Genomic DNA, 15712 nt, shown 5'->3' with positions numbered 1-15712 from the left:
GCGGCGAGGGCCCGACGGGAATTGTCAGACACGGCCTAGCTTTCGGGGGCTTCCGGGCCGCTTCCCGGGGTTTCCGGGGGATCACCGCCGGGTTACCGGAGTCTTGACACGCGCCCGGGGCACCCGCAATCCTCCGCGATAACGTTATTTCGCCACCGGCCCTCATCCCGTCGATTCCGCCATGCGCGTGAGGGCCCGGTCCCGGTGTCGCGGTCTGCGGCGTTCCCGCGGCGTTCCCGCCGAACAAGGGTTCTCCCTGCGGTTCTCCCTGCGCACCAGGCGACTTCCATCTCCCCACCCCGCGGATGAGAGGTCAGGTCATGAAGCTGAGAGTGCGACCCAGGAGGCTGATCAGCGTCGCCACCGTGATGGGGCTCGCCGGTGCCATGGTCACCACGGCACTGTCGAGCCCCGCACTGGCGGACACGGTCACCGCCAACCAGGCCTGGCGCATCGCCCAGCAGTACACCGGCGTGTGGACCACCCCGCCGACGCAGCTGACCAGCGGTGAGACCGTCGACGCGCCCCTGCTGGGCAACGGCGACCTCGGCGTGGCCGTCGGCGGGTCGATCGCGAACCAGACGCTGTACGTCGGCAAGAACGACTTCTTCTCCTCCTCCAGCCACGCGATCAAGCCCCTGGGCCGGATCGTGATCAACGCCTCCGGGCTGAGCGGCTCGTCCTACAAGGTCGTGCAGGACATCGCCCACGCCGAGGTCGACGGCACCTACACCCTCAACGGCCAGACGCTGGCCACCAGCAGCTGGGTCGACGCGAACTCCGGCACCGTCGTCACCTCGTTCACGCTCACCGGCGGCAGCGCGCAGAACATCGGCATCTCGCTCCAGAACGGCTCCGGCGGCACGCCGACCGTCTCCACCACCGGCAACGACCTGGACGCCGACGTCTACGCGGACACCGGCACCGGCAGCGACCCGCACGCCCGGATGGCCGCCCGGATCATCGGGTCGGCCCAGACGATCTCCGGCAACACCCTCAGCATGTCCCTGCAACCGGGCAGCACGGCGACGCTGGTCACCGGGATCGTCTCCAGCATCGACAGCTCCTCGTGGCAGTCGGGCGCCGACGCGCTGGTCCAGAACCTCGCGCAGACGGACGTGGACAACCACAACGCCGCACACCGCTCCTGGTGGCAGAGCTACTGGTCGCAGTCCTTCGTCGAGATCCCCGACAAGGCCGTCGAGAAGAGCTGGTACGGCTCGCTCTACCTGCTGGCCTGCGTCTCCCGTTCCGGCAAGTTCGCCCCGGGCCTGTGGGGCAACTGGATCACCGGCGCCATGAACTGGAACGGTGACTACCACACCAACTACAACTACGAGGCCCCGTTCTACGCCGCGCTGTCCACCAACCACGTCGCGCAGATGGCCGCCTACGACCAGCCGGTCCTCGACTGGCAGTCGGCCGGCCAGTCGCTGGCCACGTCGAACGGCTACACGGGCGTGCTCTACCCGGTGGGCCTGTCGCCGAAGGGCACCAGCGCGGACACGAACCTGCACAACCAGAAGTCCGACGCGGCGAACCTCGCCAGCGACATGGTGATGCGCTTCGAGTACACCGGTGACACCACGTACGCGAACACCGTGTACCCCTGGCTCAAGCAGGTCGGCCTGTTCTGGCAGAACTACCTGACCTGGGACGCCACCAACAACCGGTACGTGATCACCAACGACGCCCCGCACGAGGACCAGGCCTACCCGCAGACCAACTCCGGCCTCTCCCTGGGCCTCGTCCACCTGCTCTTCCAGGGCCTGATCGACATGAGCACCGCGCTGAACCAGGACGCGACCACCCGGGCCACCTGGCAGAACATCGTCTCGCACCTCAGCGCCCTGCCCACGATGACGCTGAACGGCCAGACGATCCTGCGTGAGACCGAGGTCGGCAGCGACTTCTACAACGACGGCAACGACATCGACTCCCAGGCGATCTACCCCGGCAGCCTCGTCGGCCTGGACTCCAGCTCGACCCTGCTCTCCACCGCGCAGAACACCATCGGCGCGCTCACCAACGCCTGGCACGGCGGCAACGCCCCCGCCACCTTCTACGCCGCCGCGGCCCGCGTCGGCTACAACCCCAGCACGATCCTGAGCAACCTGGACAACGAGGCCACCAGCCAGAGCTACCCCAACATGGCCGTCCACCACAACGGCGGCGGCATCGAGAACATCAACGTCACCACCTCGGGCCTGGACGAGATGCTGCTCCAGTCCTTCCAGAACGACATCAAGTTCTTCCCGGACTGGCCCGCCAACACCAACGCCAAGTTCGGTGACCTGCTCGCCTACGGCAACTTCGAGATCTCCAGCAGCCTGGCCGGCAACACCGTCCAGTACGCCCGGGTCGTCAGCCAGAACGGCGGCAACCTCACCTTCACCAACCCGTGGTCGGGCAACGTCGAGGTCTACCGCAACGGGACCGATACCGGCACCGTCTCCGGAACGAAGATCACCATCGCCACCTCCGCCGGTGACACGCTCGACCTCGCCCCCGCCGGCACCTCGCTGTCCACCATCCAGACCGAGCTGACCCAGCCCCTGCAGACCAGTACCGGCTCCACCTCCAGCTTCAGCTCGGGCTTCGAGTCGACCGACCCGGCGCTGACCTGGACCGACACCGTGGACTCGACCGGCGGCGGCCTCTCCTCCGTCACCGGACTCTGCTGCGGCCTGACCGGCCCCGAGGCCGGGATCCGCACCGGGGAGACCGCCCACACGGGCACCGGCTCCCTGATGTACTCCGGCTCCGGGCAGGGCGGCAGCGCCGTGCACGCCTACCTCAAGATCTACGACCTCAGCGGCGCCCCGCTGGCGATCGGCTCCGGCAAGACCCTCAGCTACTGGATCTATCCGCAGAGCAGCGCCACCACTCCGTACGTCGCCGCGGGCTCCACCAACAGCGAATGCGTCGCCGTCGACATGATCTTCACTGACGGCAGCACCCTGCGGGACTCCGGCGCCGTGGACCAGAACGGACACGGCATCCACCCGGCCCAGCAGTGCGGCCACCTGACGCTCGACACCTGGAACCACGTCACCGTCAACCTGGGGACCAACAACGCCAACAAGCAGATCAGCCGGCTGCTGGTCGGCTACGACAACCCCAACTCGACCGGTGGCTACCGCGGTTACATCGACGACCTGACCATCAGCTGACCCGTACCGGCGCGAGCCGGTCCCAGAGGCAGGAGGTGCCGTGGCGCATCCCACTCCCCCCGTCGTGCGGCGCGAGGCCGACGTCGACGTGGAGGCGACGATGCGCGACGGCACCGTCCTGCGCGCGGACCTCTACCGCCCGGCGGGCGCCGGACCCTGGCCGGTGCTGCTGGCCCGCACGCCGTACGGCAAACAGGACCCCGGCGTCCTGGCCCGCCTCGACCCGTGGGCCGCCACGCGCCGTGGCTACCTGGTCGTCGTCCAGGACTGCCGCGGGCGCTTCCGCTCGGACGGGCGCTGGGCACCGCTCGCCCACGAGAGCGCCGACGGACACGACACCGTCCGGTGGGCCTCCCGGCTTCCGGGCGCGGACGGCCGGGTCGTCCTGTACGGGCCCAGCTATCTGGGCCACACCCAGTGGGCGGCGATCGCCACGCAGCCGCCCGAGCTGTGCGCCGCCGCGCCGGAACTCACGTGGTGGGACCCGTACGACGGACTGCTCGCCCGGGGCGGCGCCGTCGAGCTGGGGCTGGTGACGCACTGGACGCTCACGCTCGGGTACGACGTGCTGGAGCGCCGGTACGCGGACCGTCCCACCGAGCGGAGGTGGGCGCGCACCGAACTGGACGCGGCCGTCGAGGACCTGGTCACCCGCACCTACTGGGAGCTTCCGGCGGAACGCCCGCCCAGCCTGCGTCGCTTGGGCCTGCCGCTGCCCGCGCCCGCGCCCGCGCCCGGCTCGCCTCACGGTCTCCGGATGCCGCCGGTGCTGGTCGTCGCGGGGTGGTTCGACTGTTTCCTCCAGGGCGGCCTGGACAGCTACACCGCCGCCCGTCGCGCCGGGACGCCTGCGGCCCTGATCGTCGGGCCCTGGTCGCACACCGACCAGTCCGGCGGCGTCGACGGGCCGGACTTCCTGCTCTCGCGCGAGCTCGACTGGTTCGACCGGCACCTCGGGCAGGACGGCGGCCAGGACCCGCCCGAGCCGCCGGTGCTGGTGTACGTGCTCGGCGCCGACCACTGGCGCCGCCTGGAGACCTGGCCTCCGGAGTCCGTCCAGGTGCCCTGGCACCTCCACCAGGACGGCCGGCTGTCGCGCGACGCCCCCGAGCGGGACTCGCCTCCCGACCTCTTCCGCCACGACCCGGAGAACCCGGTCCCGACGCACGGAGGGGCGCTGCTGATGGCGCCCGGCCTCCCGCCCGGCCCGCTCGACCAGGCCGGGGTCGAACAGCGCGAGGACGTGCTCGTCTACACCGGCGAACCGCTGACCGAGCCGCTGGAGGTGATGGGCCGTATCAGCGTCCACTTGGTCGCTGATTCGAGCGCGGCCACCACCGACTGGGTGGCTCGCCTGTGCGACGTCGACCCGCAGGGGGTGTCCCGGAACATCACCGACGGCATCCTGCGCGCCCGGGACGTCGACCGTCACGTCGACCACGGAGTCGGCGTCGGCGCGGACCGGGCGCGGGAACACGCGATCGACCTGTGGTCCACCGCCTACGTGTTCCGGCCGGGGCACCGCGTCCGTCTGCAGATCGCCTCCAGCTGCTTTCCGCGCTGGGACCGGACCCTGGAGGCGTCGGAGCAGCGGGTGTTCCACGACGCCGCGCGGCCGTCCCGGCTCGTCCTGCCCGTGGTCCCGCGTCGGCCCCCCGCCGGGAGCCCCTGATGTCGCCGACGCGTCAGCCGTCGAGGGAGCCGCGCACCCACTGCACCAGTGCGGCGACGTGCACCGCGGCCGTGGCGGCTGCCAGTTGGGCGTCCCTGTCGCGCAGGGCGGTGAGGATCATCTCGTGTTCGCGCTGGGCGTGCTCGATCGCCTGCGCGGCCGTCGTCCCGCGCAGGATGCGGACCCGCTGGGTGTGCGTGGAGAGCATGTCGAGGATGGCCGTCAGTACGGGGTTGCCCACCAGGTCGGCGATGGCGCGGTGGAAGGCCATGTCGCAGCGGATGAAGTCCTCGGCGTCCTGGACCGCGCTGCCGCTGTCGAGGATCCGCTGCAGCGCCTCCAGGTCGGCGCTGGTCGCGCGGGTGGCGGCGAGGGCGACCGCCTGCGGTTCGAGCATCCGGCGGACCTGGAGCAGGTGGAGCGCGGTGGCCCCGCGCGAGACGTCGGAGACGAAGGACAGGTTCTCCAGCAGCCGCCGCGGTTCGAGGTCGGAGACGTAGGTGCCGTCGCCCTGGCGGGTGACCAGGATCTGCATCGCCGTCAGGGCGCGCACCGCCTCGCGCAGGGAGCTTCGGGACAGGCCCAGCTGGAGGGCGAGTTCGCCCTCCTTGGGCAGGCGCGAGCCCGGCGGCAGCTCACCGGACACGATCATGGCCTTGATCTTGTCGATCGCCTGGTCGGTCAAGGCCATCGTGGTGCTCCTCGGATCTGGGGCGGGGACTCACCTCCATCATCATTCATCGGATGACTGACAGCAATAGTCGGATGAATGCTTGCGCGGATGACCTCATGCTCGTAGATTCACCGCACGCCCTCCCTCATTCATCGGAGGTATCGAGGGCGACTCGCTCCCCCTTCCTGCTCCCTCTTCCCCGCACCGCGGAGGTTCTGCACCGTGAAACTGCTGCGCATCGGGGCCCCCGGGGCCGAACGGCCGGCCCTGCTGGAGGCCGTCGCCGACGGTCGCCCCCGCTACCTGGACCTGACGGACGTCACTCCGGACATCGACGGGCCGTTCCTCGCCTCCGGCGGGCTCGACCGCGTGCGCACGGCGCTCGCCGAGGGCGTGCTCCCGGAGCTCGTGCCCCCGGCGGTGGGCTGGCGCTTCGGCGCTCCGGTCGCCCGTCCCGGCAAGGTCGTCTGCATCGGCCTCAACTACCGCGACCACGCGGAGGAGACCGGCGCCGCAATCCCGCCACGGCCGGTGGTCTTCATGAAGGACCCCGGCACGGTGGTCGGCCCGTACGACGAGGTGCTGATCCCCCGCGGTTCGGTGAAGACCGACTGGGAGGTGGAGCTCGCCGTCGTCATCGGCCGCCGTGCCCGCTATCTCGGCTCCCGCGAGGAGGCGCTGGCCTGCGTCGCCGGCTACGCCATCAGCAACGACGTCTCCGAGCGGGAGTTCCAGCTGGAGTTCTCCGGTCAGTGGGACCTCGGCAAGTCCTGCGAGACGTTCAACCCGCTCGGGCCCTGGCTGGTGACGGCCGACGAGGTCGGCGACCCGCAGGAACTCGGGCTTCGGCTGTCGGTGGACGGCGTGCCCCGGCAGGACGGCCACACCAAGAACATGATCTTCGACGTCGCCGAGATCGTCCGCTACCTCAGCCAGTACCTGGTGCTGGAGCCCGGCGACGTGATCAACACCGGCACCCCGGCCGGAGTCGCGCTGGGCCTGCCCGACCACCCCTACCTGCGCCCCGGCCAGCGCGTCGAGCTGGAGATCGACCGGCTCGGCACCCAGCGCCAACTCCTCACCCAGGCATGAAAGGCACTCCGTTGTCCTCACCCTCAGCGGCCGCCGCCGCGCGGATCACCGCGCTGGACACCTACGACATCCGCTTCCCCACCTCGCGCGAGCTGGACGGCTCCGACGCGATGAACCCCGACCCCGACTACTCCGCCGCCTACCTGGTGCTGCGCACCGACGCGGGCGACGGCCTGGAGGGCCATGGCTTCACCTTCACCATCGGCCGCGGCAACGACGTGCAGGTGGCGGCCATCGAGGCGCTGCGCCCCTACCTGGTGGGCCGCTCGGTCGCCGAGGTCTGCGCGGACCCGGGCTCCGTCTACCGCGACCTGAACGGCGACAGCCAACTGCGGTGGCTGGGGCCGGAGAAGGGCGTGATGCACATGGCCGTCGGCGCCGTCGTCAACGCGGTGTGGGACCTGGCCGCCAAGCGCGCCGGACTGCCGCTGTGGCGGTTCCTGGCCGAGGCCGAACCGGAGTGGCTGGTCTCCCAGGTGGACTTCCGCTACATCGCCGACGCGCTCACCCCCGAGCAGGCGCTGGGCCTGCTCCAGCGCGGCCGGGACGGCGCGGCGCGGCGCACGGCCGAACTGACCGCCACCGGCTATCCCGCCTACACCACCTCGCCCGGCTGGCTCGGCTACTCCGACGAGAAGCTCGTCCGTCTCGCCACCAAGGCGCTCGACGACGGCTTCCGCCAGATCAAGCTGAAGGTCGGCGCCGACCTGGCCGACGACGTCCGCCGCTGCCGCACCGCGCGCGCCACCATCGGACCGGACGTGCGGATGGCCATCGACGCCAACCAGCGCTGGAACGTCGACGAGGCCGTCGCCTGGACCAACGCGCTCGCGGAGTTCGACCCGTACTGGATCGAGGAGCCGACCAGCCCGGACGACGTGCTGGGCCACGCCGCCATCCGCGCGCGCGTCGCCCCGATCCGGGTCGCCACCGGCGAGCACGTGCAGAACCGGGTCGTCTTCAAACAGCTGCTCCAGGCCGGCGCCATCGACGTGCTGCAACTGGACTCCACCCGGGTCGGCGGCGTGAACGAGAACCTGGCGATCCTGCTGCTCGCCGCCGCGTTCGGCATCCCCGTCTGCCCGCACGCCGGTGGCGTCGGGCTGTGCGAACTGGTCCGCCATCTCTCGATGTTCGACTACGTCGCGCTCTCGGGCAGTACCGAGGGACGCGCCATCGAGTTCGCCGACCACCTGCACGAGCACTTCGTGGACCCCGCCGTCATCCGCGACGGGCACTACGTGGCGCCCACCCTGCCGGGGTTCTCCGCCGCCCTGCGCCCGGAGGCGATCGACACGTTCCGCTACCCCGACGGGGTGTTCTGGGCCGAGGACCTGGCGCAGGGCCAGATCGAGACGGCGGAGGTCCCGGCATGAGCCTCGCCCCCCTCGCCTCCCTCACCGCCCTCGCGGACCTCAACGGCCTGCGGGCGGTGGTCACCGGGGGCGCGTCCGGCATCGGCCTGGCCACGGCGCGGCTGCTCGCCGCACGCGGCGCCACGGTGGCGGTGCTCGACCTCCACCCGGGCGACGTGGAGGAGCCGCTCCTCGGCTTCACCGCGGACGTGAGCGACGACGTCTCCGTCCGTGCGGCTGTCGACGCGGCCGTGGACGCGCTCGGCGGCCTGGACATCCTGGTCAACAACGCCGGCATCGGCGCGGCGGGCACGGTCGAGGACAACGACGACGCGCAGTGGCACCGGGTGCTCGACGTCAACGTGCTCGGCATCGTCCGCACCACCCGCGCCGCCCTCCCCCACCTGCGCGCCTCCGGGCGCGCGGCGATCGTCAACACCTGCTCGATCGCGGCGACCGCCGGGCTGCCGCAGCGGGCGCTCTACTCGGCCAGCAAGGGCGCGGTCCTCTCGCTGACCCTGGCCATGGCCGCCGACCACATCGGTGAGGGCATCCGGGTGAACTGCGTCAACCCCGGCACCGTCGACACCCCGTGGGTGGGCCGCCTTCTCGGCGCAGCCGCCGACCCGGCGGCCGAGCGTGCCGCGCTGCAAGCCCGGCAGCCCCACGGGAGACTTGTCTCGGCGGATGAGGTGGCTGCCGCGGTCGCCTACCTGGCCAGCCCACTGGCCGGTTCCACGACCGGCACCGCCCTGGCCGTCGACGGCGGCATGGCCGGCCTGCGGCTGCGCCCCGGTGCGCGGTAACTGCGGTAACTGCGGTAACCCTCCGGCCGGACAAGCCGGCCCGTCAGGCCGGAACCCCGGCCGGACCGCAGTCGATGTGAGGGTGCCACGCGGTACCGTCCGACCGACCGTCAGCTTCGAAAGGCAACCCGATCATGCGCACCACCCCACTCGGGCGCAGCGCCACCCGCGTCACCGAACTCTCCCTCGGTGCGGCCCCGCTGGGCAACCTGTTCACCGCGCTGAGCGACGAGCAGGCCCGCGGCACCGTCGACGCGGCCTGGGACTGCGGCGTCCGCTCCTTCGACACCGCCCCGCACTACGGGCTCGGCCTGTCCGAGCGCCGCCTCGGCTCGGCCCTGCGCGAGCGCCCGCGCGACCAGTACGTCGTCTCGACCAAGGTCGGTCGCCTGCTGCGCCCGACGGCGCAGCCGCCCGTCGACGACCTCGCCCAGGGCTTCGCCGTCCGGTCGGACGTCGAGCGGGTGTGGGACTTCAGCGCCGACGGAGTTCGCCGCAGCATCGAGGACAGCCTGACCCGGCTCGGCCTCGACCGGATCGACATCGTGTACCTGCACGATCCCGACGACCACGAGGAGCAGGCGTTCGGGTCCGCCTATCCGGAACTGGAACGCCTGCGCGCCGAGGGTCTGGTCGGCGCGATCGGCGCGGGGATGAACCAGACCCGCATGCTGGACCGCTTCGTCCGGGAGACCGACGTCGACGTCGTGCTGCTGGCGGGCCGCTACTCCCTGCTCGATCAGACCGCCTTGGACCGGTTGCTCCCGGACGCCGTCCGGCGCGGTGTCTCGGTGCTCGTGGGCGGCGTCTTCAACTCCGGCCTCCTCGCTGATCCGAAGCCCGGCGCCACCTTCGACTACGCGCCTGCCTCGCCGGAGTTGCTGAACCGCGCGCTGCGTCTGAAGGCCCTCTGCCGGGAGTTCGACGTGCCGCTGCGCGCCGCGGCGCTCCAGTTCCCGCTGGGCCACCCGGCTGTCGACGGCATCCTGGTCGGCGCGCGCAGCGCGGCGGAGGTGCGCGACGCGGCAGCGATGGCCTCGGTGGAGATCCCGGCGCAGCTGTGGGGTGCGCTGCGGGTCGAGGAACTGCTGCCGGTGGATGCTCCGCTGCCGGCCGGCGCAGGGAAGCGGAGAATGAGCTGATGCGTATTGCCCTGTTCGTCACATGCTTCAACGACACGATGTTCCCGGAGACCGGGAAGGCCGTCGTCACGGTGCTGGAGCGGCTCGGGCACTCGGTCGAGTTCCCGCTCGCGCAGACCTGCTGCGGCCAGATGCACTTCAACACCGGCTACCGGCCCGAGGCCGTGCCGCTGGTGCGCGGGTTCGCGCAGGCGTTCGCCGGCTACGACGCGGTGGTGACGCCCTCGGCGTCCTGCGCGGGCATGGTCCGCGAGTACCACGGCGTGCTCGCGCGGCAGTCCGGCGACCCGGGCCTGGAGCGGCAGGTGGCCGAAGTGGCGCCGCGCGTGTACGAGTTCGCCGAGTTCCTCGTCGACGTCCTCGGCGTCACCGACGTCGGCGCCTTCTTCCCGCACCGCGTCACCTACCACCCGACCTGCCACTCGCTGCGCGGGCTGCGGCTGGGCGACAAGCCGTTCGCGCTGCTGCGCGCGGTCCGCGGCATCGACCTGGTCGAACTGCCGGGCGCCGACTCCTGTTGCGGCTTCGGCGGCACCTTCGCCCTGAAGAATGCGGAGACCTCGACCGCGATGCTCGGCGACAAGATGCGCAGCGTCGTCACCACCGGCGCCGACGTGCTGTGCGCGGCCGACAACTCCTGCCTGATGCACATCGGCGGCGGGCTCTCCCGCTTGCGGACCGGCATCGGGACCCTTCACCTGGCCGAAATCCTCGCCTCGACGGAAGGAGCGACCCGTTGAGCCCCGACAACGTGGTCTGGCTCGGCAGCCCCGGTTTTCCCGAGGCCGCACGGACCGCTCTCGGCGACGCCCAACTGCGCCGCAACCTGCGCAAGGCCACCACGACGATCCGCGACAAACGCCTCGCGGTGACGGGTGAGTTGGACGACTGGGAGGCCTTGCGCGAGGCCGGCGCCGCGATCAAGCGCCGCACGCTGCGCCATCTGGACCGGCACCTGCTGCAGTTGGAGGAGTCGGTCACCAAGGCCGGGGGCGTCGTGCACTGGGCCGCCGACGCGGCGGAGGCCAACCGGATCGTCACCGAACTCGTCCGCGCCACCGGCGCGGCGGAGGTCGTGAAGGTCAAGTCGATGGCCACGCAGGAGATCGGCCTCAACGAAGCCCTGGAGGAGGCCGGGATCCGTGCCTACGAGACCGACCTGGCCGAGCTGATCGTCCAGCTCGGCGACGACCGTCCCTCCCACATCCTGGTGCCCGCGATCCACCGCAACCGCGCCGAGATCCGCGAGATCTTCCTGCGGAGCATGGCCGCATGGGGGCGCCCGGCCCCCGACGATCTGACCGACGACCCGCGCGCGTTGGCCGAGGCGGCCCGGCTGCATCTGCGCGAGAAGTTCCTGCGCGCCAAGGTCGCCGTCTCCGGCGCCAACTTCGCGATCGCGGAGACCGGGACGATCGGCGTGGTCGAATCCGAGGGCAACGGGCGCATGTGCCTGACCCTGCCCGAGACTCTGATCACCGTCATGGGCATCGAGAAGGTGCTGCCGCAGTGGGAGGACCTGGAGGTCTTCCTGCAACTGCTGCCGCGCTCCTCCACCGGTGAGCGGATGAACCCCTACACCTCCACCTGGCGCGGCGTCACGCCCGGCGACGGCCCGCAGACGTTCCACCTGGTCCTGCTCGACAACGGCCGCACCGCCACGCTGGCCGACACCGTCGGACGGCAGGCACTCGGCTGCATCCGCTGCTCCGCCTGCCTGAACGTCTGCCCCGTCTACGAACGCACCGGCGGCCACGCCTACGGCTCCGTCTACCCGGGCCCCATCGGCGCGATCCTCACCCCCCAGCTCGTCGGCGTCGACGGCGACACGAAAAGCAGTGCGGCGACGCTCCCGTTCGCGTCCACGCTCTGCGGCGCGTGCTACGACGCCTGCCCTGTGAAGATCAACATCCCGGAGGTGCTCACCCACCTGCGGGCGCGGGTGGTCGAAGCCGAGCGCGCCGAGCGCCGCATCCCGAGCGCGGAGGCCCTCGCCATGAAGGCCGCCACCGCCGTCCTCGCCTCGCCCGGCCGCCTCCGCGCCGCCCAGAAGGCCGCCGCCCTGGGCGGACGCGTGCTCGCCCGCAGGGGCGTCATCGGCCCACTGCCCGGCCCCCTGCACGCATGGACCGACGCCCGCGACACGCCCGCGCCGCCCCAGGAGTCCTTCCGCGCCTGGTGGCAGCGGACCCACCCGTCAGGAGACCAGTGATGACGGCCCGTGACACCGTCCTCGGGCGCATCCGCGCCGCCCTCGCCGACGTGCCGGCCGAGGAGACCCCGCAGGACCTGCCCGCGCCCCGCGACTACCGCCGCAGCCACGCAGACGACGCCGACAGCGCCGCTGTGGTCGCGCTCTTCGCCGAGCGCGTCGCCGACTACCGCGCCCACGTCACCGAGACCGGCCCCGACGAGGCGGCCCGGGAGGCGATCGCCGCACGGCTGACCGCGCGCGGCGTCACCTCCCTCGTCGTCCCGGACGGCTTCCCCGACCAGCTGCTGCCCGACGGCCCGTGGACGGTGCTGCGCGAACCGCTCGGCATCCCAGCGCTGGAGGCGGCCGACGCCGTCCTCACCACCGCGGCCGTCGGGATCGCGGTCACCGGCACCGTCGTCCTCGACGCAGGCCCCGGCCAGGGCCGACGCGTGCTCACCCTGCTGCCGGACTACCACCTCTGCGTGGTGCGGTCCGAGCAGGTCGCGGGCGACGTGCCGGACGCCCTCGCCGCCCTCGACCCGGCCCGGCCGCTGACGTTCGTCTCCGGGCCGTCCGCGACGAGCGACATCGAACTCGACCGCGTCGAGGGCGTGCACGGGCCCCGCACCCTCGACGTCCTGATCGTCCACCCTTCCGAGGAGCAGCGATGAGAGTCGCCCTGCACACCCGCGTGCGCGCGGACCAGGTCGCCGCCTACGAGCAGGCTCACCAGGAGGTCCCCGAGGAGCTCGTCGCCGCCATCCGCGCCGCCGGGGCGACCGAGTGGACCATCTGGCGCAGCGGCACCGAGCTCTTCCACGTCCTGGAGGTCGACGACTACGCGAGGCTGATCGCCGCGCTGGGCGAACTGCCCGTCAACGTCGCCTGGCAGAGCCGGATGGCAAAGCTTCTCGACGTCGCCCACGACTACTCGGCCGGCGGCGCCGACGCCCCGCTCCCCGTGGTGTGGCAGCTGTGACCGCCACGGCCCCGCGCGTCATCGACGCGCACCACCACGTCTGGGACCTCACGGTCCGCGACCAGGACTGGATCACCGGGCCCGCGCTGGCCCCCCTACGGCGCACCTTCGACCTGGACGAACTGCGCCCGCAGGCGAAGGCCGCCGGGGTCGACGCCACGATCCTCGTCCAGACGGTCTGCCTGCCCGGCGAGACACCGGAGTTCCTGGCTCTCGCGGCCGACGATCCGCTGGTGGCGGGCGTCGTCGGCTGGACCGACCTCACGGCCCCCGACGTCGCCGACGCCCTCGCCTCGCTCCAGGCAGGCCCGGGCGGACGGCACCTCGTCGGCATCCGCCACCAGGTGCAGAGCGAGCCCGACCCCGAATGGCTGCTCCGCCCGGACGTACAACGTGGACTGCGAGCCGTCAGCGCGGCGGGCCTCGCCTACGACCTGGTCATCACGGCCGACCAGCTGCCCGTCGCCACCGCGGCGGCGATCTCCCTGCCGGGTACCGGGTTCGTCCTCGACCACCTCGGCAAGCCACCCGTCGCGGCGGGCGCACTCGCCCCATGGGCCGGACACCTGCGGGCCTTCGCGGCGCTCCCGAACACGGTGGCGAAGGTGTCCGGGCTGCTGACGGAGGCGGACTGGCGGCACTGGCAGCCGGCGGACCTGCGCCCGTTCGTCGACACCGCGCTGGACGCGTTCGGCCCGGGCCGACTGCTGTTCGGCTCGGACTGGCCCGTCTCCACCCTCTCGACCGACTACTCCCGCGTGGTCGCCACCACACGGGACCTGCTCCTCCAGCTCACCCCCGACGAGCTGCGGGACGTGCTCGGTGGCAACGCCGAACGTGTCTATCGCTTGGCGGATCCATGGATCGCCTGATGACCACCATCCGCCCCTACGCCTGGGGGTCGCGCACGGCGATTCCGGCGATGCTCGGTGTCGAGCCGAGCGGTGAGCCGCAGGCGGAGCTGTGGATGGGGGCGCACCCCGGAGCCCCGTCAGGTGTGGACCGTGGCGCGGGCGTCCGTTCCCTCGACCACGTGATCGCGGCCGACCCGACGGGTGAGCTGGGTGCGCGGACGGTCGCGCGTTTCGGGCCGGCGCTGCCGTTCCTGTTCAAGGTGCTGGCGGCACAGGAGCCCCTTTCGATCCAGGTGCACCCGGACCTGGTCCAGGCACGCGCCGGGTTCGCCGCCGAGGAGGCGGCCGGGGTGCCGTTGGACGCCCGCGAGCGCAACTACAAGGACGCGAACCACAAGCCCGAGATGCTGTGCGCGCTGGAGGAGTTCACCGGGGTGTGCGGCTTCCGCTCCCCCGAGGCGACAGCGCGGCTGCTGGAGCGGCTCGGGGTGCCGACCCTGCGTCCACTCGTCGACGTCCTGCGGGCCCGGCCGGAGCAGACGGCGCTGCGCCAGGCCATGACCTGGGCACTCACCCGTGACAACGGCATCGTGGTGAAGCTGGTCGCTGCCACCCGTGGCGCCCTTCTGCGCCTGGCCGACGTGAGCCCGACCGCACCGGAGGCGGCCATGCTGAGGGACTACGCAGCTCTGGCCGACCACCACCCCGCCGACCCGGGCCTGCTGTCGGCACTCCTGCTCAACCACGTGGCTCTCGTCCCCGGCGACGCCCTCTTCCTGGGCCCGGGAGTGCCCCACGCGTACTTCCGCGGCCTGGGCGTGGAACTGATGGCCAACTCGGACAACGTGCTGCGAGCCGGGCTGACGCCCAAGCACATCGATGTTCCCGAGCTGCTGCGGGTGGTCGATTTCCGGGCGAGCGATCCGGTCGTCATTCGGCCGCAGCCAGCGGTGGAAGACACCGGCGAGGAGCTCTACCCGGTATCGATCGACGAGTTCCGGCTCTCCCGCTACCGGCTCGGTCCCGAGAACGTCATATCGCTGCCGACCGACACCCCGCAGATCCTGCTCTGCACCCAGGGGCGCGCCTTGCTGACGGACGCGTCCGGCGCGTGCCTGACGCTGACATCCGGTCAGTCCTGCTTCGTCGCCGCCGACGGTACCGTCGTTCACGCGACGAGCCTCGACGGCTCTGGAATGCTCTTCCGGGCGACGGTCAACCTGCCGACCCGTACGGCCCGTCCCCGGTCGTCATCGCGGTGAGCCCCTGCCATCCCACGTCACGGACCCAGCCTCCGGGCCGGCGCTGTGACTGGGCTGGACCAGTCCCTTCTCGTAGGCGATCACGACCAGCTGGGCCCGGTCGTGGGCATGGAGCTTCGCCATGGCCCGCTTCGTGTGGGTCTTGACGGTGTGTGGGCTGACCTGGAGGTCGTCGGCGATGTCGTCGTTGGACAGGCCCGTGGCCACCAGACGGACGATCTGGCGCTCCCGCTCGGCACTGACGCGGAAGCCGCCCTCGGCACGCGGGCCGGCGTCCAGCGTGCCGCCGACGATCTGCATGCGCTCCCGCATGCCGCGCAGGCCGTGGCCGCGCTCGTCGCCGGGAGGTGCGTGCTGGGCCACGAGGCGCGGGCCTTCGTTCTCGACGGTGATCCGCAGCCGTCGGGGCTCGTAGGCGAGGCGGACGCTGGTCACCCTGCCCAAGTCCGCGATGAGCGGTCTCGGCGTCGGCCGGACCGCCCGGGGCAGCGGCGGAGCCGGCAGTCC

13 protein-coding genes and 1 pseudogene are annotated in these 15712 nt (G+C 71.8%); 12 read left to right on the top strand and 2 right to left on the bottom strand.

Going from position 1 to position 15712, the window contains the following annotated elements; translation table 11 throughout:
* The first annotated feature begins 332 nt into the window (after positions 1-332).
* Complete coding sequence (locus ABH931_RS05785; RefSeq protein WP_370110528.1) at positions 333-3173, top strand: hypothetical protein; 2841 nt, start codon at positions 333-335, stop codon at positions 3171-3173.
* A gap of 40 nt (positions 3174-3213) precedes the next feature.
* Positions 3214-4845, top strand: a complete 1632-nt coding sequence (locus tag ABH931_RS05780) for a CocE/NonD family hydrolase (protein ID WP_370110526.1) — start codon at positions 3214-3216, stop codon at positions 4843-4845.
* Positions 4846-4858: 13 nt separating this feature from the next.
* Here ABH931_RS05780 and ABH931_RS05775 read toward each other — a convergent pair whose 3' ends face one another.
* Positions 4859-5536 carry a FadR/GntR family transcriptional regulator gene (locus ABH931_RS05775; protein WP_370110524.1) on the bottom strand — a complete coding sequence of 226 codons (678 nt, stop codon included), beginning with the start codon at positions 5534-5536 and terminating at the stop codon, positions 4859-4861.
* Between the two features lie 204 nt (positions 5537-5740).
* Between ABH931_RS05775 and ABH931_RS05770 the strand changes: the two genes are divergently transcribed.
* The 10 genes from ABH931_RS05770 (at position 5741) to manA (ending at position 15205) form a co-directional block, all read left to right on the top strand.
* Positions 5741-6610 carry a fumarylacetoacetate hydrolase family protein gene (locus ABH931_RS05770; protein WP_370110523.1) on the top strand — a complete coding sequence of 290 codons (870 nt, stop codon included), beginning with the start codon at positions 5741-5743 and terminating at the stop codon, positions 6608-6610.
* Complete coding sequence (locus ABH931_RS05765; RefSeq protein ID WP_370110522.1) at positions 6607-7986, top strand: enolase C-terminal domain-like protein; 1380 nt, start codon at positions 6607-6609, stop codon at positions 7984-7986. The genes ABH931_RS05770 and ABH931_RS05765 overlap by 4 nt, the downstream gene beginning before the upstream one ends.
* A complete protein-coding gene (locus tag ABH931_RS05760) occupies positions 7983-8771 on the top strand; it encodes an SDR family NAD(P)-dependent oxidoreductase (RefSeq protein WP_370110520.1) in 789 nt (262 codons plus the stop codon). The genes ABH931_RS05765 and ABH931_RS05760 overlap by 4 nt, the downstream gene beginning before the upstream one ends.
* Positions 8772-8905: 134 nt before the next feature.
* Positions 8906-9913 (top strand): aldo/keto reductase, encoded by a 1008-nt coding sequence (locus ABH931_RS05755; RefSeq protein ID WP_370110518.1) that lies wholly within the window; start codon positions 8906-8908, stop codon positions 9911-9913.
* Positions 9913-10653 (top strand): (Fe-S)-binding protein, encoded by a 741-nt coding sequence (locus ABH931_RS05750; protein WP_370110517.1) that lies wholly within the window; start codon positions 9913-9915, stop codon positions 10651-10653. The genes ABH931_RS05755 and ABH931_RS05750 overlap by 1 nt, the downstream gene beginning before the upstream one ends.
* Positions 10650-12125, top strand: coding sequence for a lactate utilization protein B (locus tag ABH931_RS05745; protein ID WP_370110515.1), 1476 nt, complete (start codon positions 10650-10652; stop codon positions 12123-12125). The genes ABH931_RS05750 and ABH931_RS05745 overlap by 4 nt, the downstream gene beginning before the upstream one ends.
* The gene (locus ABH931_RS05740; protein ID WP_370110513.1) at positions 12125-12781 is read left to right on the top strand and encodes a lactate utilization protein C; all 657 of its coding nucleotides are present in this window, start codon (positions 12125-12127) and stop codon (positions 12779-12781) included. Before ABH931_RS05745 ends, ABH931_RS05740 begins: the two co-directional genes overlap by 1 nt.
* Complete coding sequence (locus tag ABH931_RS05735) at positions 12778-13089, top strand: L-rhamnose mutarotase (RefSeq protein WP_370110512.1); 312 nt, start codon at positions 12778-12780, stop codon at positions 13087-13089. The genes ABH931_RS05740 and ABH931_RS05735 overlap by 4 nt, the downstream gene beginning before the upstream one ends.
* The gene (locus ABH931_RS05730) at positions 13086-13961 is read left to right on the top strand and encodes an amidohydrolase (RefSeq protein WP_370110510.1); all 876 of its coding nucleotides are present in this window, start codon (positions 13086-13088) and stop codon (positions 13959-13961) included. Before ABH931_RS05735 ends, ABH931_RS05730 begins: the two co-directional genes overlap by 4 nt.
* Entirely contained in the window at positions 13949-15205 is a 1257-nt protein-coding gene (manA, locus tag ABH931_RS05725) for a mannose-6-phosphate isomerase, class I (RefSeq protein WP_370110509.1), read from the top strand. The genes ABH931_RS05730 and manA overlap by 13 nt, the downstream gene beginning before the upstream one ends.
* Here the strand turns inward: manA and ABH931_RS05720 are convergent.
* A pseudogene (locus ABH931_RS05720) lies at positions 15194-15490 on the bottom strand (response regulator transcription factor); the annotation flags it as partial. The gene manA and the pseudogene ABH931_RS05720 sit on opposite strands and share 12 nt — an antisense overlap.
* Between the last annotated feature and the right edge of the window lie 222 nt (positions 15491-15712).

This window comes from Streptacidiphilus sp. MAP12-33 (assembly GCF_041261265.1).
Taxonomy (GTDB): domain Bacteria; phylum Actinomycetota; class Actinomycetes; order Streptomycetales; family Streptomycetaceae; genus Streptacidiphilus.
Note: the sequence above shows the minus strand (reverse complement) of the source record. Positions and strands in the feature narration are given on the sequence as shown.

What these genes read in the sequence shown, in the direction of transcription:
- ABH931_RS05775 (WP_370110524.1), bottom strand. Translation starts at nt 5,536, where the DNA reads ATGGCCTTGACCGACCAGGCGATCGACAAGATCAAGGCCATGATCGTG.
- ABH931_RS05765 (WP_370110522.1), top strand. Translation starts at nt 6,607, where the DNA reads ATGAAAGGCACTCCGTTGTCCTCACCCTCAGCGGCCGCCGCCGCGCGG.
- ABH931_RS05760 (WP_370110520.1), top strand. Translation starts at nt 7,983, where the DNA reads ATGAGCCTCGCCCCCCTCGCCTCCCTCACCGCCCTCGCGGACCTCAAC.
- ABH931_RS05755 (WP_370110518.1), top strand. Translation starts at nt 8,906, where the DNA reads ATGCGCACCACCCCACTCGGGCGCAGCGCCACCCGCGTCACCGAACTC.
- ABH931_RS05750 (WP_370110517.1), top strand. Translation starts at nt 9,913, where the DNA reads ATGCGTATTGCCCTGTTCGTCACATGCTTCAACGACACGATGTTCCCG.
- ABH931_RS05740 (WP_370110513.1), top strand. Translation starts at nt 12,125, where the DNA reads ATGACGGCCCGTGACACCGTCCTCGGGCGCATCCGCGCCGCCCTCGCC.
- ABH931_RS05735 (WP_370110512.1), top strand. Translation starts at nt 12,778, where the DNA reads ATGAGAGTCGCCCTGCACACCCGCGTGCGCGCGGACCAGGTCGCCGCC.
- manA (WP_370110509.1), top strand. Translation starts at nt 13,949, where the DNA reads ATGGATCGCCTGATGACCACCATCCGCCCCTACGCCTGGGGGTCGCGC.